This window comes from Microbispora sp. H10949 (assembly GCF_014161435.1).
GTDB classification, from domain to species: Bacteria; Actinomycetota; Actinomycetes; order Streptosporangiales; family Streptosporangiaceae; genus Microbispora; species Microbispora triticiradicis.
This window is the reverse complement of the sequence record NZ_JABBWZ010000003.1, coordinates 286,911-312,409: the sequence shown is the minus strand read 5'-3', so window position 1 is coordinate 312,409 and position 25,499 is coordinate 286,911. Positions and strand designations below refer to the sequence as shown.

Below are 25,499 nucleotides of genomic sequence, written 5' to 3'. Positions count from 1 at the left end.
GTCTAGTCCGTACGCCGGAACTGGGCCACGGCCACGGCCAGCAGGACCGCGCCGACGGCGGCGACCAGGCCGAGTTCGAGCACCACCGGCAGCCGGTGGCCGAACCAGCTCACGCCGGGGTTGAGCATCGCGTCCACCTGCGGCGGCACGTCGATGTGGCCGAAGACCGCCCGGCGCATCGGATCCACGGCGTACGTCAGCGGGTTGACCGTCGTGAGCACGTGCAGCCACGACGGCAGACCGGCCAGCGGGAACATGGCGCCCGACAGGAACATCATCGGCATGATCGCCATCTGCATCACGCCGAAGAAGCTCTGCATGGTGCGCATCCGGGCGGCGAGCGTCACGCCGAACGCGGTGATCGTGAAGGCGGCGAGGAACATCTCGCCGAGCAGGGTGAGGATCAGGCCCGGCGAGTACGGCACGCCGACCAGCCCCGCGAGCGCGAGGATGATCACGCCCTGCAGGGTGGCGACGACGGCGCCGCCCAGGCACTTGCCGACCACGATCGCGCCCCGGCTGACCGGCGCGACCAGCATCTCGCGCAGGAACCCGAACTCGCGGTCCCACACGATGGACCCCGCCGAGAACATCGCCGTCATGATCACGGTCATCGAGATCATGCCGGGGTACATGAAGGTCCGGAAGTCGACGCCGGGGACCGAGCCCCGCACCAGCGTGCCGAGCCCGGTGCCCATCACGAACAGCCACAGCACCGGCTGCACCAGCGAGGACACGATCCGCGTGCGGTCGTTGGCGAACCGCAGCAACTCCCGGTGCAGCACCACCTTGACCGCCCGCAGGTCGTGGCCTCCGCCCGCCCGCGGCACGCTCACCCGGACCACGTCGGTCGTCATCCGCTCACCTTCCCCTGGCCATCGCGCGCATCCACTGGTTGCCGGTCCCCGACGACTCCGCGTCGCGGATCGTGGAGCCGGTGTAGGACATGAAGACGTCGTCGAGCGAGGGGCGCGACACGCTCACCGATCGGATCGGCACGCCGAGGCCGGCGAACAGCTTCGGCACGAACTCCTCCCCCGACGGGACCGCGAACGTCACCTGGCCCTCCCGTACGGCGGCCTCGACGCCGAACCTCTCCCTGAGCAGGACCATCGCGCGTTCGTCGTCGCCGGTCTGGATCTGCACGCGGTCCTTGCCGACGCTCGCCTTGAGCGCCTCCGGCGAGTCGATCACCACGAGCTCGCCGTGGTCGATGATCGCGATGCGGTCGCAGTACTCGGCCTCGTCCATGTAGTGCGTCGTCATGAAGATCGTGATGTCCTCGCTGTGCCGCAGCTTGCCGATGTATCCCCAGATGGCCGAGCGGGTCTGCGGGTCCAGGCCGACCGTGGGCTCGTCCAGGAAGAGCACCCGGGGCGAGTGCAGCAGCCCGCGGGCGATCTCCAGCCGGCGCTTCATGCCGCCGGAGAACGTCATGACCTTGCCGTCCCTGCGGTCCCACAGTCCGACCATGTCCAGCACCTGGCGCATCCGGTCGCCGACCAGGTCCTTCGGCACACCGTACAGCTCGGCGTGGAAGCGCAGATTCTGCTCGGCGGTCAGGTAGCCGTCCAGCGTGGGGTCCTGGAAGACCAGCCCGATGTTGCGGCGCACGGCGTCGCGCTCGGTCACGATGTCGTGCCCGGCGACGAGGGCGGTGCCGCCCGTGGGGGTGGCGAGCGTGCACAGCATGCTGATCGTGGTGGTCTTGCCCGCGCCGTTCGGCCCGAGGAAGCCGAACACCTCGCCGGGCGCGACCTCGAAGTCGACGCCCTTGACGGCCTCGACCTTGCCGTACGTCTTGCGCAGGCCGCGCACGGCCACCGCCGCGCCGAAATCGCCGGCCCGCGCGTTCATGCCACCCCCTCCGAAGGCCGCGGGCTCACGTGAACCGCCCCGCGCCCGTCGATCCGCTCGCTTCGCTCGTTCATGCGTCCTCCGCGAGAATCCGGAACATCGCCTGGCGCGTGCTCCTGAGCAGTTTCTTGGCCTCGTCGACCTGGCGGTCGTCCGCGACGTGCGTCAGATGGACGAAGGCCTCGCCGAGCTGGCCCCACAGCGTCCGCAGTTCGTGCCGGTCCGCGGGGAGGCCGCGGCAGACGTCCGCCCACGGCTCGGCCCGCTCGTCGGCCTGCCGCCCGCCATCCTCGGTCAGCCGGTACGTACGGCTGCCGCCCGCGTCCTCTCCCTGGACCAGTCCCTCGTCCTCCATCTGCTGGAGCGCGGGGTAGACCGAGCCGGGGCTGGGCCGCCAGACCCCGCCGCTGCGCCGCGCGATCTCCTCGATCAGCTGGTAGCCGTTGCGCGGCTCCTCGGTCAGCAGGCGCAGCAGGGCCGCGCGGACGTCGCCCCGCCGTACGCGCGGTCCCAGCGCGGGCGGCTGAGGGAGCCGCGGACCGGCCTGCGGCGGCGGTGGTGGTGGCGGTGTCGGTGGCGGCGGAGGCGCGAGCGGGGCCGCCGGGGGCCCTCCATCCTCGTGCATGCGATCCTCCAACTATCGAGATACATGAACGATATATCTAGATAGTTGGCGCGAACAAGCCCCCGCTCGGGTCCGCGCGACCAGCCCCGAACAACCCGGCTGCCCCGCCCCGCCGGGGCCGACGTCGAGCCGGCCGGGCACGCGCGGATCGGCTACGCTCGCGCCACCACGCGTCCCGAGCTCGACAAGACCGTCACGGGGCCCGGAACTACCAGGCGATGGGGCCGAGGCGATCGATGAAGATCCCGGTCGGCCCGTCAGAGGCGAGCGTCGCGAGCTCGATGATCGAGTCGGTGCCCTCGGTGACCGTCATCGCGCCGGTGTGGTTGTTCATGTCGGTGGCGGCGAACTTGCGGTTGACGACCTCTCCGGGGGTGGCGACGTTGAATTTGATCTCCGGGAGCGCCTGGGCGTATCGGACGGTAATCATGTTCAGTGCCGCTTTCGACGAGCTGTAGGCGAGCTCGTGCATCTTCGAGACCGGCTGATCCGGATCGGTCACGACCGCGAAGGAACCCCCGCCGCTGGACACCATCACCACGCGCGGGTTGTCCGCCGCCCGCAGCAGGGGGAGGAACGCGTGTGTGACCCTGATCGGCCCGTACACGTTGGTGTCGTAGACGGAATGGACCTCGTCGGCCGTCGCGTCCGCGGGCGGGATGATCCTGCCCGGCGCCCCGGCGTTGTTGATCAGCACGTCGAGCCGGTCGGTGTGCCGTCGCACAAGCCGTACGGCCTCGCCCACCGACTCGTCCGAGGTCACGTCCAGCGGGACCATGACCACGTCCACGCCGCCGGCGGCCAGTTTGCCGGCGGCCGCCCTTCCGCGTCCTTCGTCGCGCGACCCCAGGAAGACGGTCCACCCCTGTTCCCCGAGCCGCCGGGCCGCTTCGAAACCGAGTCCCTTGTTGGCACCGGTGATCAGCACCGAAGTCCGGTCCGTGTTCGTCATCGATCCTCACTTCCGTGGTTCGCCTGCCGCGTTCGTCGTCACGCGGCGTCCTGACGACCATGCAGACGCCGCCGACCCGACCCCTGTGACAGGACGCGGATGTGAGGTGAGTCACCGCGAGCGGGTGTCACACGGCGACGAGGACCGGCGTCTTGCGTGTGGCACACGTGTGGCAGAGTCGAGCGGCAACAGGCAGGGGCGGGGAATATGAACGAGCGGAGCGGTCGGACGACGGGCACAGCCGGAGCGTTCGCCGGCGGCGGCCGGACCGATGCCGCCACCGAGGCGTTCGTCACCCACCGCAACCTGCTGTTCACCGTCGCCTACGAGATGCTCGGGTCGGCCGCCGACGCCGAGGACGTCCTGCAGGAGACCTGGTTGCGGTGGTCGGGCGTCGACCTGGACACCGTGGAGGATCGGCGTGCGTACCTGGTGCGGATCGCCACCCGGCAGGCGCTCACCCGCTTGCGTACGCTCGGCCGGCGCAGGGAGTCCTACGTCGGTCCCTGGCTGCCCGAGCCGCTGCTGACCACACCCGACGTGGCCGAGGACGTCGAGCTGGCCGACAGCGTCTCGATGGCGATGCTGCTGGTGCTGGAGACGCTCGCGCCGGCCGAGCGGGCGGTGTTCGTGCTGCGCGAGGTGTTCGACGTCGGATACGACGAGATCGCCGACGCCGTCGGCAAGAGCCCGGCAGCGGTCCGCCAGATCGCCCACCGGGCACGAGCGCACGTCGCCGCCCGGCGGCCGCGCGACGTGGTCTCCGCGGCCGAGACCCGCGACGCGCTCCAGGCGTTCCAGCGCGCGGTCGAGACCGGCGAGCTGCAGAGCCTGCTCGACGTCCTCGCTCCCGACGTCGTCGCCCTGAGCGACGGCGGCGGCGTCAAGCCCGCTGTGCCGCGGCCCGTCGTGGGGGCCGGCAAGGTGGCTCGCCTGCTGGCCGCGGGTTTGCACAGGTTCGGGGCCGAGGTGTCGGTCGAGCCGGTGCAGGTCAACGGCTGCCCGGGTCTCCTCATGCGCATCGACGGGGAGATCGACGGTGTCGTCGCGATGCGGGTCGAGGGCGGTCTGGTCACCGAGCTCTACTTCGTGCGCAACCCGGACAAGCTGTCGCGTGTGGAACGGGAGACCGCGCTGAGCCGCTGAGGCCGGGAGCCCGCCCGGCCGGCGGCACTCGGCGAACAGGCTACAGAGAGCTACTTCGGGCCTGGTCGCGGGACCCGAGTGGGGCCCCGACAAGGACGTACCGGGCGTCCTCGCGTCTCACAGCCAGTCGCGGCGCTTGAACACCAGGTAGAGCGTGAGACAGACGACGCCCATGAGAACGATCGCCAGGGGGTAGCCGAGCATCCAGTGCAGCTCGGGCATGTGGTCGAAGTTCATCCCGTAGATCGTGCCGACCAGGGTCGGAGCGAACAGGATGGCCGCCCAGGCGGAGATCTTCTTGACCTCGTCGCCCTGGGCGATGCTCGTCGCCGTCAGCTTGGTCATCTCCTCGTTCTGCTGCTGGCTCACGAGAGTGGAGTTGACGATGAGGATGTCCTGGAGCATCTGCCGGAAGCCCGCCACACGTTCGGTGACCGTGATGGCGTGGTCGGACACGTCGCGCAGGTAACGCTGCAACTCCTCGTTCACGCCGTACTTGGGCGACCCCGCGATGAAGCCGTCGAGCATCGGCACGAGCGGGCTGGTCGCCCGCTGGAACTCGATGACCTCCCGTGAGAGGGCGTAGATGCGCCGCGGCGCGGCCGGGTCGCCGCCGAAGACCTGCACCTCGATCTCGTCGATGTCGTTCTGCAGCCCGGCGACCACGGGCGCGTAACCGTCCACCACCGCGTCGAGGATCGCGTACAGCACGGCCTGCGGGCCCTGGCGGAGCAGATCGGGGTCCGACTCCATCCGCCGGCGCACCTTCGACAGGTCGGGCGCCTCGCTGTGCCGCACGGTCAGGACGAAGTCGGGGCCCACGAAGACGTGCAACTCGCCGAAGGCCACCTTCTCCGGCTTGTCGAGGTACTGCGCCGCCCGCAGCACCACGAACAGCGTGCCGCCGTACCGGTCGGCCTTGGGCCGCTGGTGGGCGACGATGGCGTCCTCGATGGCGAGCTCGTGCAGGCCGAACTCCTCGGCGGCCTTGATCAGCTCCGCCTCCTCCGGCCGGTACAGGCCGATCCACGCCATCGCGCCCGGCCGCGCACGCAACGAGGCGATGGCGTCGCCGAGCGACAGCGGCGAGTCCACCCGCTCGCCGTCCACGTACACCGCGTTGTCGATCACGCTGTGCCTGAAGGAGTCCTCGCGCTCGCCGGCCCGTGGGTCCATGGAGTGTTCGGGAGCCTGCTCCGGCTTCGTCCTCATGAGTCCACTCAATCCGCGCAGTCCACGTATCCGCCGCTCTGCCACTTGTAGAAGGTAACCCCCGTTCGCACTTTCCCCGCGCACCGGGCGGGCGCGGGCGGCGTGGACGGCGTGGACCGGGCCCGCGGGCCGTACGATTCCGGGAGTGACCCCCCTCAAGGCCCTCTGGAACCATCTGACCGCCATCCAGGTCGCGCCCCCGCTCTGGCTGGTCGTCCTGTCCGGGTTCGCCGCTCTGGCGGTAGTCGCCTACCCGGTTTCGTGGCACTATTCCCGCGGCCTGATCACGATCGCGCACGAGGGCGGCCACGCGTTCGTGGCGGTGCTCACGCGGCGCAAGCTGCGGGGGATCCGGCTCCACTCGGACACCTCCGGAGTGACGCTGACCCGGGGCAGGCCGACCGGACCCGGCATGGTCGTCACCGCCGCCGCGGGATACGTCGCGCCGTCCCTGATCGGCCTCGGCGCGGCCTGGCTGGTCGCGGACGGGCGGATCACGCTGCTGCTGTGGGCCGTGCTCGCGCTGCTGACCTGCATGCTGTTGATGATCAGGAACGTCTTCGGCGCGGTGTCCCTGCTCGTGGTGGGCGGCGCGGTCTTCACGCTGTCCTGGTTCGCCCCGCCCGACGTGCAGTCCGCCGGCGCCTACGCCGCGGCGTGGTTCCTGCTGCTCGGCGGCGTGCGGCCGATCCTCGAACTGCAGGCCAAGCGCCGGGTCGGGCACGCGCCGGACTCCGACGCCGACCAGCTCGCCCGGCTGACCCACGTGCCCGGCACGCTCTGGGTGCTGCTGTTCCTGCTGGTCTCCACCGCGTCGCTCGTCTCCGGCGGCTACCTCCTGACCTCCCACTGGCTGCCGCTGTAGCACGAGTTGACCTTGACGCGGCGTCAGGGTCTTCCCTCCTCGACACGTCGGCCGAGCCGGAGACCCGCGACCGCCTGCTGGCGCTGATGCGCCCGATGTCCACACCGGACTCCGTTGCCCGGGGGGAGCACTTGTACCGAAGGCTGGCGGCGCTGAAGGGCGCCGCCGCGGCCGATCCCCGGATCGACGGTCTCGCGGCGGACCTCGTCGCTCACCTGCCCTCCGGCCTGGCCGACGCGCTGGGCACGGCGATGCCCGGCTCCGCGCACCCGTTCGCCGGCGCCTTCCTGGACGGCCTGTCCCCCGCCCAGGCCGAGGTCGTACGGCGGGCCCTGGATTTGCTGACACGGCGGGCGGCGCGGTGAGGCACGCCGTCGGGTACAGCAGGGAGCAGACGCCGATGACGGCGATCCTGTCCTTCGTACTGGTTGTGGAGACCGCGGCCGTGGAGCTGCTGCTGCGCCGCTTCGGGCTGCCCGACGTGCCGCGTCTGGCCATCCTGGCGCTCGACGTGTCGTCGGTCCTCGGCGTCCTCGGCGTGATGATCGTCTGCGCCCGCCGTCCGCATGTCGTGTCACAGGACGGCCTGCGGCTGCGATACGGCCCGTTCTTCACTCTGGACGTGCCCGCCGAGCTGATCGCGTCCGCCCGTCTCGACCGCCGCTTCGATGAGAAGCGGCTGCTGAGCCTGTCGGACGGCGAATTGGCTGTCGCGGTCGCGTCGCAGACGAACGTGGTGGTCGAGTTGCGCGAGCCGGTGGACGTGCCCCGTCCCCAGGGCCGGGCCCGGCGCCTGCGCTTCTTCGCCGATGATCCGTCCGCGGCGTTGCGGGCCATCGCCCAAGTTCTCGACTCCCCCTGAGCGCCTTTACATTGTAGATCATGGAGTACAGGCGAATACCGGATGAATCGGCGCGCCTTTGTGCAATGGGCACGATGATTTCCTTGATTCGGCCCCCCGTAAGCCGGTCGGGCACTTTCTCGCCGACGCGTTTCGTTGGGGTAGCCAGGAAGGGGGAATTCCTGGTGACGATTCGATTTCTTCCGGTCGTGGCCATCTCCCTTTTATGGTTACGTGTTGTCCGTCTGCTGGTCGGGGCCCGGCTGGAAAGGGACGAGTGGTGAGGCGAACTCGATCGGGCGGACCTCGATCGGGCGGGCGGCACGTCCGCGCGCGAAGGGTGACCGTCGCGTGAGCCCGGACCAGGCGCCGGAGGAACCGCCCGTGAGGCGGCCGCGCACCGGCCGGGAGAAGCTGATGCTGGCGGGGAAGACCGCCGGCGCCCTGATCACCTTCGCCGTCACCGTGGGCGCCTTCTGGATCGCGCTGGTCGACCGGACCCCCGGACCGACGATCGAGGAGTGGCGTCTCAAGGCCGAAAACACCTGCCAGCGCGACTTCGGCGACCTGCAGACCTCGCTGCACTCGGCGCTGCTCCAGGTGGCCCGGTCCTCGAAGGCGGTGCCGCCCGCCGGCACGCACAGCCCGGAACTGGCCGCCGCCGTGGCCTCGATAGACGACCTCGCCTCGGCGTTTCGCCAGATGAGCGCCGACCTCGCGGAGATTCCGGTACCGGAGGGATACGATCGCCGCGACATCGACGGGCTCCTGCGGGACACCCGGAGCTTCGCGACGGCGTTCACCGCGATCTCCACGGTCCTCGTGGACTACCAGGTGGACCAGGGCCCGCTCCAGGACCAGGCGGCGATGACGGCGATGCAGACGCTGTCGGCCAGCACGATGCCGTCGTGGGTGGCCGGCGCGCGGCGGCTCGGCCTCACCGAGTGCCTGGCCATCATGGGGACCTCCCCCCTGGGCCCGGCCACGCCGACGCCCGTCAGGTTCACGGTGGGGCAGCAGGCGCTGGTCGATCGCATCGACTCCCGGGTGCTGACCGGGTGCGTCCCCGCGTTCGCGGAGGAGGACGACAAGGTGATCGCCGCGGTGCGCTGCGCGGCCGTGCGCCACGGCCCGTCACGGCATCCGCTGGTGATGCGGTTCATCGACGCGAAGGCGATGAAGGCGTGGGTCGCCGGGTTGTCGAAGGGCCTGAGGTCGCGCGGCTGCGCCCGCGGCGACTCCTCCGGCGCCTGGAACCACGAGGGAAAGGTCACGGGGACGCTCGTCTGCAAGCCCGGATCGAAGGGCTCCTACCTGGCCGTGTGGACCTTCGACGGCGAGGACGTCGCGGTCCTCGCCGAGGCAGGCGACCGGCCGGCCATCTGGACCTGGTGGAAGGACAACGCCTACCTGCTGACCCCCTGAGCCCACCCCGTCGCGTACGGGGCCGGGTCAGGCGTGCGACAGGGTGGAGCCGCCGCGGTTCTTCAGCACGCGGAGCTGGGCGGGGATGCGCACGCGCAGCTCGGCGACGTGGCTGACGACGCCGACCGCCCGGCCGCCCTCCCGCAGCCCGTCGAGGATGTCGAGCACGTCGTCGAGCGTGTCCTCGTCGAGCGTGCCGAAGCCCTCGTCCACGAAGAGGGTGCCGATCTCCGCGCCCCCGGCCTCCTGCGTCACCACGTCGGCCAGGCCCAGCGCGAGGGCGAGGGAGGTGATGAAGCTCTCACCGCCGGACAGGGTGGCGGGGTCGCGCTCCACCCCGGTCCAGGCGTCGAGCACCCGCAGGCCGAGCCCGCCGCCCGACCGGCCCCGGTCGCCCGCGGTCCGGTTCAGGTCGTGCCGCAGCAGGTAGCGCCCGCCCGACATGTGGTCGAGGCGCTCGTTGGCCGCGTCCACGACCTGCCGCAGCCGCTCGCCGAGCACGTACGCCGACAGCCGCATGTGCCATCGGTTGTCACCGGAGGTGCCGCCCGCCAGTTCGGCGAGGCGCCGGGCCAGGCGGTGCCGCTCCTCGGCCGGCCGGTGGGCGCGCACCGAGGCGTCCAGCTCACCGGCGAGGGCGGTGAGCTGGTCGAGCCTGCTCCGCGCGCGGTCGCGGGCCGAGGTGCGCAGACCGTGCTCGCGCTCGGCCGCATCGTGCGCGGCGCTCAGCTCCGCCAGGCCGGCGGGCGGCTCGGCGGCGGCCGCGACCAGCTCGGGATCGGCCAGCAGCCCCTCCACCGTGGCGCGTTCGGCGTCCAGCAGTCCCAGCCGCTCGGTCATCGCCTCCCGGTCCTCCGGGGTGCGGACCGCGGCGGCGGCGTGCTCCACGCTCGCGAACCCCTCCCCCGACGCGGCGCGGGCCGCCGCGGCCCGCGCGGCCTCGCTCTCACGCCCGGCCTCCGCCGCCGTACGCGCCGCGTCGGCCGCCTCGCGCAGCAGGCCGGCCTCCTCGGAGAGGCGGTCGATCCGGGCGGCGAGCGAGGGGTCCGCGCCCCGCGCGGCGTCGATCACCTCGGCCAGCCGGCGTTCGCCGGTCTCCAGCATGTCCCGGTGGGCGCGGGCCTCGGCCAGCTCCGCCCCGGTCCGCGCGGCCAGCGCGCCCAGTTCCTCCAGCTCGGCCGTGAGCCGGGCAGCGCGGGCGGCGAGCTCCTCCTCCGCCTCCGCCTCCGACCGCGCCCGGCCGAGCCGGGCCTCCACGTCCGCGAGATCGCCCTCCAGTCCCGCGGCGAGGCGCTCCCCCTCGGCGAGCAGGGCGTCCCGCCTGGTCCTGGTCTCGGTCAGCAGCCCGGCCAGCTCCCCGGCCCGCTCGCGGGCGTCCTCCAGGGCGGCGGCGAGCCGTCCGGCCTCCGCCTCGGCCGCGTCGACCGCGGACGCGGCCGACCGCAGCCGCGACAGCTCGTCCCGGGCCTCGTCCAGGGCGGTTCCGGCGGCCTCCTGGGACAGGTCCCCGGCGCGGGACTCCGCGTCGGCGAGGCGCGAGGAGAGCCCCGCGACGTTCGCCTCCGCCGCCTCACGGGCGCGCTGGGCCGCGTCGAACGCGTCCTGCGCCGCCCGCTCGTCCTCGGCCGTGGCGGCCCGTACGGCGGGCTCGGCCGGGCGGGGATGCCCGGTCGCGCCGCACACGGCGCAGGGCAGCCCGTCCACCAGCCCGGCCGCCAGCTCGGCGGCCATTCCGTCGATGCGGTCCTGCCGCACCTCCTGGAGCCGGTCCCGGCGCTCCTGGGCCAGGTCGACCGCCGCGCGGCGGTCCCGCTCGGCCGCCTCCAGCTCGGCGGTCAGCGTGTCGCGGAGCCGCGCGCTGCCGAGCCGCTCCTCCGCCGTCCGGGCGGCGGCCTCCAGCGCGGGAATCCGCGCGGCCATGTCGCGCAGGTCCCGGAGCCGTTCCCCGGCGTCGGCCAGGGCCGCGGGCAGCTCCTGCTGGTCGGCCCGCGCCCGCGCCTCGTCATCCGAGAGCCGGGTCAACTCGCCGTCGAGCAGCGCGGCCTCCCCGGTGACCGCACGCAGCCGCAGCGCGGCGTCCCTGGCGGCGGTCAGGCCCGGAAGGCTCGCCGCCGCCCGGCGTGCCCCCGCGAGCCGCTCCTCGACGCCGAGACGCTCCCCGGGCAGCGCGGCGAGCCGCCCGGCCAGGCGGGCCTCCTCCTCGGACAGCGCCGCCAGCGCGCGCTCGGCGCCCGCCCGCTCGTCCCGCACCTCACGCAGGCGCGCCTCCTCGGGGAGGATCTGACGCACCCGGGCGATCTCGTCGCGCCGCTCCCGCTCCAGCACGGCCAGCCGCTCCGGGTCCGGCCACACCGGGCCGTCCGGAGCGCCGGGGAACGCGCGGAGCATGGCGTCGGCGGCCACCCGGCGGGCCTTGGCCACAGCCTCCGCGCGCTGCTCGGCCTGGCGGACGAGCGGCAGCACCCGGTCGGCGCGCGCCGCCTCGTCGAGCATCGCCTCGAGGTCGGATCGCTCGTCCGCCGCCGCGTCGAGCTCCTGGCGCCGGGCCAGGGCGGCGGCGTGCCTGCGCTGCCGGTCGGCGAGGGCCCGGCCGTCCTCCAGCCTGCTCCGGGCCGACGACAGGCCGGCCTGGCTCGCCGTGCAGGCGGTCACCGCATGGGCGAGCGCGCCCTCGGCGAGGCTCAGCACCTCACCCGACCAGGTCTCCGGTCTGTCCGCGTCCTCGGGCAGCGCGAGGTCTCCCGCCGCGCCGCGCATGCGGTCCAGCACCGAGTGGACCCGCTGGGCCAGCTCCTGCGCCTCCCGCCCGGACCGCGTGCGGTGGTCGGCGAGCCAGCGCTCCACCTCGCCGAACACCCGGACGGAGAAGAGCCGCTCCAGCAGTTCGCGCCGCTCCTCGCCCCCGGCGCGCAGGAACTTCGCGAAGTCGCCCTGCGGCAGCAGCGCCACCTGGCAGAACTGGGCGGCGTTCATCCCCGTGAGCGTGCCGATGAAGTCGCCGGCCTCGTCGCTGCGGGTGCTGCGCGCGACCCACCGCCCGCCGGGCTCGGTCAGCTCCTCGACCAGGGCCTTGGCCTTCTCCTCGACCAGACCCGAGCCCCTGAGCTTCGGCCGCATCCACGCCGGGGAACGGGTGACCCGCAGGCGCCTGCCCCGGATCGTCGCCTCCAGCGTCACCGACGGCCCCCGGGTAGGCGGCGCGTGGTCGCAGCGCAGGCTGCGGGCGCTCTCCCGCTGGCCGGGCACCCGCCCGTACAGGGCGTAGCAGACGGCGTCGAGCACCGTCGTCTTGCCCGCGCCGGTCGGGCCGTGGATCAGGAACAGACCCGCCTCGCCGAGCGCGTCGAAGTCGACCTCCTCCGTCCCCGGGAAGGACCCGAACGCGACCAGGCTCAGCCGATGCAGCCTCACCGGACCTCCTCACCCGGCACGGGCCGGCCGCTCACGCGCTCTCCCTGATGCGGCACGCCTCGACCGCCTCCTCCAGCAGCCGCCGTTCGTCGTCGTCGGCCTGCTCCCCGCGCACCTCGCGGACGAAGTCGAGCGCCACCTCGATCTCGGCCCTCCCGGCGATCCTCGGCGCCTGCGGAGCGCTCCCGGCCGCGCCGTCCGGTTCGAAGGCGAGCGCGAGCGTGTGCGGGAAGCGCCCGCGCAGGCGTTCCATCGCCTCGCGCGGGCGCACCGGGTCGGTCAGCGTCACCTGCAGCCAGTGGTCCTCGTGCCGGGCGAGGCGGGCGTCGGTCAGCAGGTCGTCGATGTGGCCCCGCAGCCTGGCGACCGGGCGCGGCACCGGGGCCGGGACGAACTCCGTCCGCCCGCCGTCCAGGTCGGCGAGCCAGGAGCCCTTCAGGTGGCCGGCCTCGGAGAAGGAGTAGGCGATCGGCGAGCCGCTGTAGCGGACCGTCTCGCTCATCACCTGGCGCCCGTGCAGGTGGCCGAGGGCGACGTAGTCGGCGCCGTCGAAGGCGCTCAGCGGCACGTGGGAGACCCCGCCGACGCTGATGTCCCGTTCGCTGTCGCTCGCCTCCCCTCCGGTGACGAACGCGTGCGCGAGCACCACCCTGCGGGCGGCCGGGTGCGCGCGGACGCGCTCCATGGCGTACGAGAGCGCGGCGGTGTGGCTGCGCTCGGCCAGCTCCCACGGCCCCCGGACGAGCTCGGGCTCCAGGTAGGGGATGCCGAAGAACGCGACGTCGCCGATCGTGACCGGGTCCCAGGCCCGGGCGGGGTCGGTGCGCAGGTGCACGCGCTCCATCAGATCGGCGCCGAAGCCCAGCCGTACGGCGGAGTCGTGGTTGCCGCTGATCAGCACCGTGTGCGCGCCCAGCGCCTTGAGCCTGGCGAGCGCCTCGTTGCACAGCGCGACCGCGTCCACAGGGGGCAGCGCGCGGTCGTAGACGTCGCCGGAGACCAGCACGACGTCGACCCGCTCCGCGCGGACGGTCTCGACGAGGTGGTCGACGAACGCGGCCTGCGCGCCGAGCAGGCTCTCCCGGTGGAAGGAGCGGCCGAGATGCCAGTCGGAGGTGTGCAGGACACGCATGTCGCAGGAAGCTAACAGGTCCCGCCGACAAACGACGCATCAATCGTCACATCCGTGCACCGCGTGAAGAGCGAGTAATGACTTAACCTGGGTTCGGGATACGAGCACGCATGGGGGAGCGCCTCATGAACATCGGCCGGGGCACTCTCGGAGTGATCGCCGGTGTGCTGATGGTGATGCTCGCGACCATCGGCCACGTGCTCTCCCCGCCGGCCTTCGACCCGCCGCCGCTTCGCGCCTCGCCCCAGTTCCGGGACATCCCCGCGCAGCCGGCCGCCGAGGTGCGGCCGATCGCCGGAGCGGGTTTCGGCGGCGGGCGGTTCCGCACCGAGAAACTGCTCGTGCCGGCGAGGAACGAGACGCTGCGGGCGACGATCAGGGCGCCGTTGTCGCCCGGACGCCACCCCGCGTTCGTGTTCGTGCAGGGCTCGGGCTCGGGCGACGGCGGGGAGTTCACCCAGCAGGCCGAGTGGCTGGCGAGGGCGGGCGTCGTGACGCTCGCCTACGACAAGCGGACCGTCGGCTACTCCTTCCGCAGCCGCGACTTCGGGCTGCTCGCCGACGACGCCCTGCGCATGCTGCGGGTGCTGCTCCAGCGGCCGGACGTCGATCCGGCGCGCGCGGGCCTGTGGGGAGTGAGCGAGGGCGGCTGGGTCGTCCCGATCGCCGCCGCCCGCGACCCCCGGGCGGCGTTCGTGGTCCTCGTCTCCTCGCCGAACGTCTCGCCGCTGCGCCAGGTCGCCTGGGCGCTCAACGAGCAACTGCTGCGCCTGCACGCCCCGACCGGCGTACGCGACCTGCTGACCAGGGTCATGGGCGGCGTCGGCTTCGACTTCCTGCGCTACGACGGGGCGCCCGCCCTGCGCGGGATCACCCAGCCGGTGCTCGCGCTGTACGGCACCGACGACCCCTCGATCCCCTTCGTGGAGAGCACCCAGGCCCTCACCCGGGCGCTGCGGCAGAGCGGCGACACCGGCTACACCATCCGCTTCCTCGCCGGGGCCGACCACGCCATGCGGGTCAACGGAGGGGCGTTCGCGGCGGACTACCTGCCCACGCTCGCGAACTGGATCAAGGACCTGCCGCGCACGGCGAGACCATCGGTGCCCATCGCGGGCGCGACGCCGGTGCAGCGCTTCGAGGCCGCCGACGTGCCGGCCGCTCCGTGGTGGGGGGACAGCACGATCCTGTGGCTGACGCTCTGCCTGGCCGCGGTGGGATACGTCGCGGCCCCGGTCACCGAGATGGTCGTCCGCCTGCGCGGACGCGACCTGCGGTTCCAGGAGAACGTCCAGCGATGGCCGGCCATCCGGCGGCGGCTGCGGCGGATGGCCTGGATCGGGCTCGGCGAACTCGCCGCGGTCATCGCCTTCATCACGCTGATCGTGCTGTTCTCGGTGAACCAGGCCGGCGCCTGGCCCGCCGTACAGGCCGGGTGGCTGGTCGTACGGCTGCTCGCCGTCGCGATGCTGGCGCAGACGGTGGCGACGTTCGCCGCGGTCGCCGGCGGCCTGCGGGACGGCTGGGAGCCGACGCCCTGGCAGAAGAGCGTGCTCGCGGGCGTGCTCGGCGGAACGGCCCTGCTGCTCCTGACCGCGGCCTACTACGGCCTGTTCGCCTTCCCCTGGTAGGGCCGCGCCCCGGTCAAAATCCGGCAAGGACTGTTCCGGCTCGTGGCGGTCACGGGTTTTCCGCGGTCCGTGTCGCTTCAATTGAGCCGTGGTCACCCCTGGTCTGGCACGCCGGAAGGGCGCCGCGCCGGCGACGCGTCGCTCCGGGCCGGCGCGCGGAGCCGTCGCGCTCATCGCCTGGGTGGCGCTGTCGGCGGTGCTGCCGGGCGCGGCCCACCTGCGCGCGGGCCGCCGCCGCACAGGGCTGACCCTCCTCGGCGCCTACCTGACCACGGTCGTCTGCGTCGCAGGCGTCGCCGCGGGGGCCGACGCGGGCCTCGCCGGACGGGCGCTGGGATGGCTGAGCCAGATCTCCCTGGTCTTCGTGGCCTGCTCCGTCGCCTGGTTCTGGCTGGTCGTCCGTTCGTACGCCGTCCTGCGTCCCGCGGCGCTGCCGCGCTCGGGGCAGATCCTCACCGGGCTGGTCGCGGGCGTGCTCGCGGTCGCCGTCGCGGTGCCGTTCGCGGTCGCCGCCCGGTACGTCTCCCTGTCCAAGCGGACGCTCGACGCGATCTTCACCACGCCCGGCGGAGGCGGACCGGCGGGCGCCGCCGGGGCGGGGCCCGAGGATCCGTGGGCGGGCCGGGACCGGGTCAACGTGCTGCTGCTCGGCGGCGACTGGGGCGCCGACCGGATCGGGATGCGCACCGACAGCATCAACGTCGCCAGCGTCGACGTCCGCACGGGCCGCGCCGTGCTGCTCGGCCTGCCCCGCAACCTGGAGCACGTGCGGTTCCCTCCCGGCAGCCCGATGGCCGTCCGGTTCCCCTTCGGGTTCCGGCTCCCGGAGTATCGGCCCGGATGGCGGGAGGACCTGCTGTTCTCGGTGTGGCAGTACGCCGACGACCACCCCGAACTGTTCGGCGGCCACCGGCACATGGGCGCGCAGGTCCTCAAGGAGACGGTCGGCTACATCCTCGGCCTGCGCATCGACTGGTACGCGCTGGTCAACATCTGGGGCCTGGCGAAGATGATCGACGCTCTCGGCGGGATCGTGCTCACCGTGGACCGCGACATCGTGTACGGCCGGTACGACGAGGGGGTGGTCAGGGCCGGGACCCGCCGCCTGGACGGCACCGAGGCGCTGTGGTACGCCCGTTCCCGCACGATGAGCGACGACTTCGACCGGATGCACCGTCAGCGATGCCTGCTCGGCGCGCTGCTCGGCCAGGCCGACCCGGCGACCGTGCTGACGCGGTTCACCCAGATCGCGGCGGCCACCCGCCGGATTCTCAGCACCGACGTGCCGAGGCCGATGCTGGAGCACCTGGTGCCGCTGGCCTGGAAGGTCAAGCACGCCGGGGTGACCAGCCTCCAGTTCGTGCCACCGCTGGTCAACACCGCCTACCCCGACTGGGACCGGATCCGGCTGCTCACGGCGCGGGCGATCCGTGACTCACTGCACGCCCAGGCCTCTCCTCCGGCGACCCCGTCGAACGGCTTCCCGGCCGGTCCGCGGCGGCTCCGGCATCACCACTCTCCCTCTCCCGCGCCGGTGCCGTCCGTGCCGCCGTCGCCGGGGACGCCGAGCCCGATCGGGGACGGCTGCGGGGCGCCGGGCACGGCGACGGCGCGCTGAGAGATCACGACCCCGCCGGGGACCGGCGTGGTCCGTCCGTCCGGCGCGCGACGAAGGCGGGCGGCCGGCGTGACGCCGGGTGGATCAGACGCGGAACGACTCGCGGGCGAGGCGGCGTACGCGGTCCTCGTCGACGGTGTGGCCGAGACCGGGCTGGGTGAGCGGCACGGCGACGACCCCGCCGGACGCGCCGACCGGCGGGAGCACCACCTGAGCGCTGCGCGGCGGCTCGGCCACGTCGCTGGGCAGGGTGCAGCCGGGCAGGCTGGCGACGGCGACCGTCGCGGCCCGGGCCAGGCCCGCGCCGAGACCGCCGGCGCAGACGATGCCCCACCCGGCCTCCGCCGCGTGGTCGTGCGCGCGCCGCACCGCGCCGAGCGAGCCGAACCTGGCGGGCCGCAGCAGCAGCGCCCGGCCCGCGCCGAGGCGCGTCGCCTCGTCCAGCTCGGCCACGGAGGCCACCTCGACCGCGACCGCGGCCGACACCCGGTCCTGCAGGTCGGCGCTGGTCAGGAGGTCCTTGAAGGGGCGCTCGATGGCCACCACCCCATAGGCGTCCAGCGCCTCCAGCTGGGTGATCTCGGTGTAGGCGCCGCGCCCGTCCACCGCGATGGCCAGGCCCGGGTAGGCGGCGCGCACGGCCCGCAGCGGCTCGACGTCCCAGCCGGGGTGGACGTCCAGCGTCACGTGCCCGTAGCCCGCGCAGACGTGCCGGTTCACCCGGGCGACCATGCTCTCCAGCGAGCGGTCCGCCGCCAGCCTGACCGTCGCGATCAGGGACGTGCGGGTGCCGCCGAGGGCGTGGGCGAGCGGGACGCCGTTCATGCGGCCCCACAGGTCCCAGCAGGCCATGTCGCCGGCCGCGCCACCCGGATTGTCCCCCAGCTCCGAGGGGTGTTCCCAGTCGAGGCCGACGAGCGCGGGCAGAGCCCGCTCCAGCGGCCCGGCCGCGGCCGGATCGACGGCCTCGCCCCAGCCGACCATGCCGCCGTAGTCCGTGATCTTCACCAGGACGGTCTCCGGACGCCTGCCGTACGGCAGGGTCATCCTGAAGACCTCCAGCTCCCGGATACGCGGCACTCGGATCCCCTCGTTTCTTCCCCGTATCCCCGCCGGCGGCCGTTCCGTGGCGTCATGCCCCGGGCGGCCGGCCCGGCCTGCTCCACGGCGGGATTTCCGGGAGTCCCTAGACCTCCATGGTGCCCGGTTCGCGGCGGTGCTCGAACCGGCCGCCGACGACCGCGGCCGTGCCGGCCATCACGACCAGCAGGCCGAGGCACGTCACGTAGACCCACGCCCTGCCCCCGTACGCCGCGAACAGGGCGCCGGTGACCGCGACGGCGACGACCGCGAAGACCGACTCGCCGATGCTCAGCGAGGCGCTGTTGCGGCCCTCCTCCCCCGGCGCGGACAGCTCCAGCACCAATACCGACAGCGTCGGGAAGACCATGCCGATGCCCAGGCCCGCCACCAGCCAGCCCGCGAACGCCACGACGACCGGAGTGGCGGGGACGACGACGAGGGTGGTGACGCAGATGCCGGCGGCGATCAGCGTCGCGCCGAGCCGGATGGTCAGCGCCCGCGCGTGGGGCCTGCGCCCCTGGATCCACGAGCCGAGCGACCAGGCGAGGGCTCCTCCGGTGAGCGCGAGACCGGCCTCGGCCGTGTTCAGGTGCCGCTCCCGGACCAGCATCAGCGGGACGAACACCTCGGCGGCGAAGAACGACCCGGCGCCCAGGCCCCGCAGCGCGATCACCGTGGGCAGGCCCCGGGCGGCGCGCAGCGTGCCCCGGGGCAGCAGTCTCGGCAGCGCCAGCGCGAGGACCACCAGCCCGGCGCCCGCCAGCAGGACCCCCGCGCCCGCCGCGCCGCTGCCGTACTGCAGCAGGGCCGCGCCGACGGCGGCGCACACACCCCAGGCGAACCGGGGCAGGAAGGCCCGGCCCATCGCCTCCCTCGGCTGCCCGGCCGGCGGGGGCAGGCCGCGCCACATGACCAGCGCGGCGGGAACCGACAGCACGGCCACGCCCAGGAAGATCCAGCGCCAGCTCCAGGTCTCCGCCACGAAGCCGGTGACGGCCGGGCCGACCACCGACGGCAGCACCCACGCCGCGGCCAGCGCCGAGAACACCTTCGGGTGCATGGCGGAGGGGTACGCCTGGGCGACGAGGACGTACAGCGCCACGTTGAACAGGCCGCCGCCGAGTCCCTGGAGGAACCGGCCGGCGAGGAAGACCTCCATGGCGGGCGCGAACCCCGAGACCGCCAGCCCGGCGACGAACCCCGCGACCCCCGTCCACAGGGCGGGGAACGGCCCCCGCGCGTCGCTCCAGCGCCCGCCGACCACCGTGGCGATGACGTTGGCCGCCATGCCGCCGCTGAACGCGAGCCCGTAGAGGCGGTAGCCGTTCAGCTCCCGGCCGATCAGCGGCATCGCGGTGGCAACCGCCAGATACTCGAACGCCACGAGCATCACCAGGGCCACGATCCCGACGCTCAGGGAGCGGTAACGCTGGCCGAAGACGGTTGGAACGGACATTACCGAAGTCATGATACGGACCTTACAAATCATCGTCCGGGTGGCGTTATCCGGCATTGGTCGTAGGACCGGCGCTCGATGGCGGCCGCCATCAGCTCGGGGAAGGCGTCCGGGGTGCAGGCGAAGGCCGGCACGCCCATCGCGGCCAGCGCCGCCGCGTTCTCGCGGTCGTACTGCGGCGCCCCCTCGTCCGACAGCGCGAGCAGCACGATCACCTGGACCCCGGCGGCGGTCAGGGCGGCGATCCGGCGCAGCATCTCCTCCCTCGGTCCTCCCTCGTACAGGTCGCTGACCAGCAGGAGGATCGTGTCGGCCGGCCGGGTGACGAGGGTCTGGCAGTAGGCCACGGCCCGGTTGATGTCGGTTCCGCCGCCGAGCTGGGTGCCGAACAGCACCTCGACCGGGTCACGCAGCTGATCGGTGAGGTCCACCACGGCCGTGTCGAAGGCCACGAGGGAGGTCCTGAGCGCGCGCATCGAGGCGAGCACCGCGGCGAAGACGCCCGCGTACACCACCGAGACGGCCATCGAGCCGCTCTGGTCGACGGCCAGCACGACGTCCCGCCGGACACCCCGCTGCCCGCGGGCGTACCCGACGAGCCGGGACGGCACGACGGTCTTCCGCTCGGGCAGGTAGTTGCCGAGGTTCGCCCGGATCGTCCGGTCCCAGTCGACCTCGGCCGTCCTCCTGGGCCGGTGCGTCCTCGCCGAGCGGTCGAGCGCGCCGCTGACGGCGGCCAGGGTGCGTCGCGTCAGCCGCGCCTCCAGATCCCGCACGACCGTGCGGACGACGGCCCTGGCCGACTCGCGGGCCCGCTCCGGCATCAGCCGGTTCAGCGACAGCAGGGTGCCCACGAGATGGACGTCGGGCTCGACCGCCTCCAGCATCTCGGGCTCCAGCAGCAGCCGGGTCAGGTCGAGCCGTTCGATGGCGTCCTTCTGCATGACCTGCACGACACCGGCGGGAAAGTGTTCCCTGATGTCTCCCAGCCAGCGGGCCACCCGCGGCGCGGACGCGCCGAGGCCGGCGCCACGCCGCTCCTGCTCGTCGTAGAGGGCCGTGAGCGCGGCGTCCATCCGGGCGTCCGCGCCCTCCAGCGCCCCCTCCAGGCCCCCGTCCGCCGCTCCCTCGGCCGCGCCGCCCAGCACCAGCCGCCAGCGGCGCAGCCGCTCCTCCTCGCCGCCCATCAGGGCCTCCCGTCCGTAGCGCCGGACATCCCGTGGCCCAGGATCTCCCGTACGGTCCGGCCGGCCGCCGCCGCCAGCGCGTCGTCGTAGTCCGCCCCGTCGCCGGGTCCCGAGCCCGATGCCGAGCCCGGCGGGGAGCCGGAGCGGACCCGCCGGCCGATCATCCGCCGCTCCGGCGCCGGGAAGGCGCCGAACGTGCGCCGCAGCAACGGCAGCACGTCCACGAATTCCTGGGAGGACAGGCCGGTGAGCCAGGCGTCGACGGTGGCGAGCAGGCGCGCGTCGTGGACGAGCAGCAGGCCGCCCCCGGAGAGGAAGCCCTCCATCCAGGCCGCGGACCGGGCCGGGGGGTTGCCGGGCGACATCGACCGCGCCATGCGGGCGGCCACGTCGTCCTCCAGCGCTCCGGCGTCGGACAGCATCCGCACGATCCGGCCGTCGAGCAGCCCCGGCAGGTCGTCGCGCCGGGCGATCCCGGCCAGCGTCGTGAGCCACCGGCCGCTTCCCATCAGCCCGGCCGCCGCGTGGACGCCGTCCACCAGCGCCGCCATCTCGCGGGCGGCGTCCTCGTCCAGCCCCGTCAGAGCGGGGGACAGCCCGGCGCAGATCCGCGCCAGCATCGACTCGGTGACGCCCGCGAGGCCCTCGGTGCCGCGCACGTCCCCGTACCGGCGGGTCCGCACGAGCGCGGGCAGCGCCCCCATGAGGTGGCGCACCTCCCCGTCGAGCGCCGCCCGGTCCTCGATCCGCCCCAGCACGTACGGCAGCGCACCGGGAAGGTGGGCCGGCAGACAGCGTTCGACCAGCGAGGCCAGTTCGGGCAGGCCCGCGCCGCCCGCGAGGTCGCGGACGCGGGACGTCGCCGCCGCCTCGACCGTGATCCCCCAGACGGCGGCCTCGACGAGGGCCACGTCGAGCTCCGGGCGCCACTCCAGCGACCACGACTCCTTGAACGTCCCCTTGCCGCGCGCCCGCCGCGGAGTTCCCCATGGCACGTCCAGCAGGGCGAGCCGGTGCAGCAGCCGGCTGCGGCCGAGGTCGAGCGGCCTGCGCAGGTCGAGGTCGTGCTCCCCGGTCAGTGCCTCCGGCTTCATCCGCAGCCGCCGCTGCTCGTCGCGCAGGTCACGCCGCAGCGGCACCATCGGCGTGGAGTCCGGCACCCGCCCGAGCCGCTCCCCCACGACCATCCGCCGCTGGACCAGCTCGACCGGCAGCTCGTCACCGCCGCACAGCACCGCCCGCACCGCCTCGGTGACCTCCGACAGCCCGGCGAGCGGCCTCCCGCGCAGCGCGGCCAGCCCTTCGGCCAGCCGTACGGCCTCGATGACGTGCGCGGAGGAGACGGGCAGGCCCTCCTCGCGCAGGATGGCGGCCGCGCGGGCGAGCCAGCGCTCCACCGGGTGGCCGGGCGCCGTGAACAGGTGCTCGTACCACCCGGGCGCGGCGACGCCCGCGCCGTAGCCGGCGCCCGCCGCGAGCCGTCCGTGGGTCCACGGCACCCAGGTCATCTCGACCCTGACCCTGGGCAGGCCGCGCAGCAGCCGCTCGTCCTCCGCCGCCGAGGGCGGGCGGCCCGGCCCGTCTGTCGCCGCCGGGCCGGTCCCGGCCCGCGGAGCGGACCCGCTGGCGCGACGTCCCGGCAGGCCCGGCGCGGATGGTGTCAGCCCGGATGCCGATCCGGGCGGCGTCGATCCGGGCGGCGTCGCTCGGGACAGGGCCAGATCGGGCGCGGTGAACTCGGGCGCAGTGAACTCGGGCGCAGTGAACTCGGGCAGGGTCAGCGCGGGCAGGTGCCAGGCCCCGCAGACCACCGCAATCCGGGCGAAGCCCTCACGCACCGCCTTCCGCAGCGTCCTGCGCATGTACGCCTCGCGCCGGGCCTCCGTGCCCTCCGCGACGTGCCCGTCGCGTACCGCCCGCATCGCCTCGGCGACCACGTCGAGCGTCCCGGACTCGCCCCGGTGCTCGACCAGGTCCTCCCACCACCGCTCCGGGTCGTCGTACCCCGCCGCGCGGGCCAGTTCGCCGATCGGATCGCGGCGTGCGGGGTCGGCGTCGAGCGCGAGGCTGTGGCCGGCGGGCAGGTCGCAGAACCGCACCTCGGCGCCCGTTCCGATGCCATAGATGATCGCCTGCCACTCCGGCGAGAACTCCGCGAACGGCCAGAAAGCGGCCCGCGACGGCTGCCCTGGCACGTACGCCAGGAGCGCGACGGGCGGGCGCATGCCGGCGTCGGCGGCGAGCGCCACCAGGCCGTCGGCCTCGGGCGGGCCCTCGACCAACACGAGATCGGGCCGGATCCTGGTCAGCTCGTCACGCACCGCCCTGGCCGATCCGGGCCCGTGATGCCGCACTCCGAGCACCCATACCCGCGGCCCGCCCCGGCCTGCGCTCGCATCCCCGCCCCCGCCGGTGTCCCGGGCCCGGCCTTCGCCCCCGGCCACATTGGTGTCCCCACCCCGGCATTCGGCCCTGCCCCCACCGGTGTCCCGGGCCTGGCCCTGGCCCCCGCCCACATTGGTGTCCCCACCCCGGCCTGCGCTCGTGTCCTCGCCCTGGCGCTCGGCCCGGCTCTCACTCGGGCCGGGCGAGGCGGCGGCGGTCTCAGCCGGCATCGCGGCAGGCCCGGTAGAAGTCGCGCCACTCGTCGCGGTCGCGGACGACGGTCTCCAGATACTCCTGCCACACCACGCGGTCGGACACCGGGTCCTGGACCACCGCTCCCAGGATGCCGCCCGCGACGTCGGCCGGGCGCAGCACGCCGTCGCCGAAATGGGCGGCGAGCACGATCCCGCCGGTGACGACCGAGATGGCCTCGGCCGTGCTCAGCGTGCCGGTGGGTGACTTGACCTTGGTCCGCCCGTCGGCGGTCACCCCCGCGCGCAGTTCGCGGAAGACCGTCACCACCCGGCGGATCTCCGCCAGCCCGGTCACGGTCTCCGGCAGCTCCAGGGAACGGCCGAGCTGCGCCACGCGCCGGGTCACGATGTCGACCTCCTCCTCCAAGGTGGCCGGGACCGGCAGCACGACCGTGTTGAACCGCCTGCGCAACGCGCTCGACAGGTCGTTGACCCCGCGGTCGCGATCGTTGGCGGTGGCGATGACGTTGAAGCCCTTGGCCGCCTGCACCTCCTCCCCCAGCTCCGGGATCGGCAGCGTCTTCTCCGACAGCACGGTGATGAGCGCGTCCTGCACGTCGGACGGCATGCGGGTGAGCTCCTCGACCCGGGCCAGCCGTCCGTCCGCCATCGCGCGCATGACCGGGCTCGGCGTCAGCGCCAGACGGGAGGGGCCCTCCGACAGCAGCCGCGCGTAGTTCCACCCGTAGCGGACCGCCTCCTCCGCCGTGCCGGCCGTTCCCTGCACGAGCAGCGTCGAGTCGCCGCAGATCGCCGCGGCGAGGTGCTCCGACAGCCAGGTCTTGGCCGTGCCCGGCACCCCGAGCAGCAGCAGCGCCCGGTCGGTGGCGAGCGTCGCGACCGCGACCTCGACGATCCTGCGCGGGCCGATGTACTTCGGTGTGATCTGACCGCCGTCTCCCAGCACGTAGGTGGTCACCGCCCAGGGCGAGAGCCGCCAGCCCGGCGGTCGCGGCCGGTCGTCGGTCTTCGCGAGGATCGCCAGCTCGTCGGCGAACTGCTCCTCCGCGTGCGGGCGCAGAACGGTGGTCACGAAAGCTCCTTCAGCATGTCGAAGCGGAACCGCAGGGTCGCGGCCAGCTCGGGCACCTCTCCCGCGTGGGCGTACGCCGCGGGATCGAACCGCTCGCCCGCGAGCCGGATCAGCTCTCCGGCGTTCCACGGCTGGGTCCGCGTGGTCTCCACGATCTTCTTGAGCACGGCCCTCGCGAGCCGGGACCCCCATGGCCGCGGCACGCCGCCCAGCATCATGACCAGCTGGCCGTCCACCGGGTGGCCGGCCACCAGCTCGGCCGCCCGGTGAGATCGCTCCTCGGGCGGGAGCACGGCCAGCAGGTCGGTCAGCGGCTCGGCCTCGAACAGGGCACGCGCCCACGTCGCGTCCCGCTGCAGGATGGCGGCCCGGGTCCAGCCCATGCGCACCTCCCGCTCCCAGTCGCCGATCCTCGTCCGGGCGATCTCGTCCGGCGGCATGCCGAGGTGACCCGGCCAGAAGGACAGCGGAGTGTGCGCCACCACCTGCTGCAGCCACCAGCCCCGCGTCTCGATGCCGGCGGGCGGCCGGGCCCGCACGCCGTCGCGCTCCATCTCGCCGTCGCAGTCCGCCGGCGGTTCCGCCGAGATCCCGGAACCGTTCCCGGTCACGAACCGGGACGCCCGTGCCGTCATCCGGTGGGCGAGCCGCGACCGCGGCAGGCGGGTGAGGAGGTCGGCGGCGGCCTGCCGCACCTCACGGCGCCGGTCGTCGAGCGCCGCCTCAAGGAACGGCTCGTCGGCCATGCCGAGCCCCTCGGCGAGGATCATGACGAAGACGGCCCGGTCCTCCGGCGTCTCCGTGCTCCAGCCGCGTTCCAGCAACTCCCGCGCGGCCGCCGGATCGCGCCGGCGTGTGGCGGCGAGGAAGGCGCGTCTGTCTCCGCTCGTGCCGAGCTCCCACACCTCCCCCGGCGGCACGTGCGCCGGTTCCTCCAGCAGGTACGCCCAGGCGGAGTTGAGTCCGGCGAGCCAGCGGCCCCGGGCCCCGGTGACCGCCCCCAGGTGCGCGCGGATCGACCGGTCCCGCGCCCCGAGATCGAGCAGCGCGGGGATCGTGGCGGCCGGCACGCGCACCCGCCGCGCGGCCGCCGTCTCCAGCCACTCGGTCAGCAGCCTGTTCTGCTCACCCGCGAGCATCCGGGCCAGCCGGGCCGCGGCGGCACGGGGCACGGGCGGCAGCGTCTCCTCCGCGGCCGGAGCCGGCGGCGTGCCCCTCCCCGGCCGCCGCCCCGCGCGCATCCGGACCACCTGCTCGGCGGCCCGCTCCAGCAGGCTCTCGGGCGGGACGGCGCGGCGGCCGGCGCCCACCAGCGCGGTGGACACCAGTTCCTCCCACGAGCCGGTCATCGGGCGGCCCTTCTCACCAGGGGAACCGCGCGGGCCC

20 protein-coding genes are annotated in these 25,499 nt (G+C 73.8%); 7 read left to right on the top strand and 13 right to left on the bottom strand.

From position 1 onward, the window contains the following. Positions 1–2: 2 nt before the first annotated feature. The 4 genes from HHX40_RS08900 to HHX40_RS08885 all read right to left on the bottom strand — a co-directional run bounded on the left by HHX40_RS08900 (position 3) and on the right by HHX40_RS08885 (position 3,434). On the bottom strand, positions 3–857 hold the full coding sequence (locus HHX40_RS08900) for an ABC transporter permease (protein WP_117409781.1): 855 nt from the start codon (positions 855–857) through the stop codon (positions 3–5). 4 nt (positions 858–861) lie between these two features. Further along, positions 862–1,857 carry an ATP-binding cassette domain-containing protein gene (locus HHX40_RS08895; RefSeq protein ID WP_182880142.1) on the bottom strand — a complete coding sequence of 332 codons (996 nt, stop codon included), beginning with the start codon at positions 1,855–1,857 and terminating at the stop codon, positions 862–864. 70 nt (positions 1,858–1,927) lie between these two features. Then, the gene (locus tag HHX40_RS08890; RefSeq protein ID WP_182880141.1) at positions 1,928–2,482 is read right to left on the bottom strand and encodes a PadR family transcriptional regulator; all 555 of its coding nucleotides are present in this window, start codon (positions 2,480–2,482) and stop codon (positions 1,928–1,930) included. 208 nt (positions 2,483–2,690) lie between these two features. Beyond that, positions 2,691–3,434, bottom strand: a complete 744-nt coding sequence (locus tag HHX40_RS08885; RefSeq protein ID WP_117409784.1) for an SDR family NAD(P)-dependent oxidoreductase — start codon at positions 3,432–3,434, stop codon at positions 2,691–2,693. 207 nt (positions 3,435–3,641) lie between these two features. Here HHX40_RS08885 and HHX40_RS08880 point away from each other — a divergent pair, with 207 nt between their 5' ends. Then, a complete protein-coding gene (locus HHX40_RS08880; RefSeq protein ID WP_182880140.1) occupies positions 3,642–4,580 on the top strand; it encodes an RNA polymerase sigma-70 factor in 939 nt (312 codons plus the stop codon). A gap of 117 nt (positions 4,581–4,697) precedes the next feature. Here the strand turns inward: HHX40_RS08880 and HHX40_RS08875 are convergent, their stop codons facing one another. Then, complete coding sequence (locus HHX40_RS08875) at positions 4,698–5,792, bottom strand: magnesium and cobalt transport protein CorA (RefSeq protein ID WP_220498873.1); 1,095 nt, start codon at positions 5,790–5,792, stop codon at positions 4,698–4,700. A gap of 145 nt (positions 5,793–5,937) precedes the next feature. On the opposite strand from HHX40_RS08875, the gene HHX40_RS08870 reads away from it, so the two are divergent. The 4 genes from HHX40_RS08870 to HHX40_RS08855 all read left to right on the top strand — a co-directional run bounded on the left by HHX40_RS08870 (position 5,938) and on the right by HHX40_RS08855 (position 8,923). Further along, positions 5,938–6,657 carry a M50 family metallopeptidase gene (locus HHX40_RS08870; protein ID WP_182880139.1) on the top strand — a complete coding sequence of 240 codons (720 nt, stop codon included), beginning with the start codon at positions 5,938–5,940 and terminating at the stop codon, positions 6,655–6,657. Positions 6,658–6,788: 131 nt separating this feature from the next. Next, positions 6,789–7,022 carry a hypothetical protein gene (locus HHX40_RS08865; protein ID WP_182880138.1) on the top strand — a complete coding sequence of 78 codons (234 nt, stop codon included), beginning with the start codon at positions 6,789–6,791 and terminating at the stop codon, positions 7,020–7,022. Between the two features lie 35 nt (positions 7,023–7,057). Further along, positions 7,058–7,519, top strand: coding sequence for a hypothetical protein (locus HHX40_RS08860; protein WP_182880137.1), 462 nt, complete (start codon positions 7,058–7,060; stop codon positions 7,517–7,519). A 363-nt stretch (positions 7,520–7,882) separates the two neighbouring features. Next, positions 7,883–8,923: a hypothetical protein gene (locus tag HHX40_RS08855; protein WP_182880136.1), complete on the top strand. Its 1,041-nt coding sequence runs from the start codon at positions 7,883–7,885 to the stop codon at positions 8,921–8,923. Positions 8,924–8,950: 27 nt separating this feature from the next. Here HHX40_RS08855 and HHX40_RS37585 read toward each other — a convergent pair whose 3' ends face one another. Together HHX40_RS37585 and HHX40_RS08845 are read right to left on the bottom strand one after the other, a co-directional pair. After that, positions 8,951–12,334 carry an AAA family ATPase gene (locus tag HHX40_RS37585; RefSeq protein ID WP_182880135.1) on the bottom strand — a complete coding sequence of 1,128 codons (3,384 nt, stop codon included), beginning with the start codon at positions 12,332–12,334 and terminating at the stop codon, positions 8,951–8,953. 31 nt (positions 12,335–12,365) lie between these two features. Further along, the gene (locus HHX40_RS08845; RefSeq protein ID WP_182880134.1) at positions 12,366–13,466 is read right to left on the bottom strand and encodes an exonuclease SbcCD subunit D; all 1,101 of its coding nucleotides are present in this window, start codon (positions 13,464–13,466) and stop codon (positions 12,366–12,368) included. 125 nt (positions 13,467–13,591) lie between these two features. Here HHX40_RS08845 and HHX40_RS08840 point away from each other — a divergent pair, with 125 nt between their 5' ends. Beyond that, the gene (locus HHX40_RS08840; RefSeq protein ID WP_182880133.1) at positions 13,592–15,097 is read left to right on the top strand and encodes an alpha/beta hydrolase family protein; all 1,506 of its coding nucleotides are present in this window, start codon (positions 13,592–13,594) and stop codon (positions 15,095–15,097) included. An 88-nt stretch (positions 15,098–15,185) separates the two neighbouring features. Continuing rightward, positions 15,186–16,715, top strand: a complete 1,530-nt coding sequence (locus HHX40_RS08835) for an LCP family protein (RefSeq protein WP_182880132.1) — start codon at positions 15,186–15,188, stop codon at positions 16,713–16,715. 84 nt (positions 16,716–16,799) lie between these two features. Here HHX40_RS08835 and HHX40_RS08830 read toward each other — a convergent pair whose 3' ends face one another. The 6 genes from HHX40_RS08830 to HHX40_RS08805 all read right to left on the bottom strand — a co-directional run bounded on the left by HHX40_RS08830 (position 16,800) and on the right by HHX40_RS08805 (position 25,462). Beyond that, a complete protein-coding gene (locus tag HHX40_RS08830; protein ID WP_138460053.1) occupies positions 16,800–17,795 on the bottom strand; it encodes an enolase C-terminal domain-like protein in 996 nt (331 codons plus the stop codon). Between the two features lie 106 nt (positions 17,796–17,901). Further along, positions 17,902–19,254, bottom strand: a complete 1,353-nt coding sequence (locus HHX40_RS08825; RefSeq protein ID WP_259403392.1) for an MFS transporter — start codon at positions 19,252–19,254, stop codon at positions 17,902–17,904. A 29-nt stretch (positions 19,255–19,283) separates the two neighbouring features. Continuing rightward, positions 19,284–20,441 (bottom strand): VWA domain-containing protein, encoded by a 1,158-nt coding sequence (locus tag HHX40_RS08820; RefSeq protein ID WP_182880130.1) that lies wholly within the window; start codon positions 20,439–20,441, stop codon positions 19,284–19,286. Next, entirely contained in the window at positions 20,441–23,056 is a 2,616-nt protein-coding gene (locus HHX40_RS35620) for a DUF5682 family protein (RefSeq protein WP_220498871.1), read from the bottom strand. The genes HHX40_RS08820 and HHX40_RS35620 overlap by 1 nt, the downstream gene beginning before the upstream one ends. After that, on the bottom strand, positions 23,046–24,113 hold the full coding sequence (locus HHX40_RS08810; protein WP_182880129.1) for an ATP-binding protein: 1,068 nt from the start codon (positions 24,111–24,113) through the stop codon (positions 23,046–23,048). Before HHX40_RS08810 ends, HHX40_RS35620 begins: the two co-directional genes overlap by 11 nt. Next, positions 24,110–25,462, bottom strand: coding sequence for a DUF5691 domain-containing protein (locus HHX40_RS08805; protein ID WP_182880128.1), 1,353 nt, complete (start codon positions 25,460–25,462; stop codon positions 24,110–24,112). The genes HHX40_RS08810 and HHX40_RS08805 overlap by 4 nt, the downstream gene beginning before the upstream one ends. Positions 25,463–25,499 lie beyond the last annotated feature (37 nt).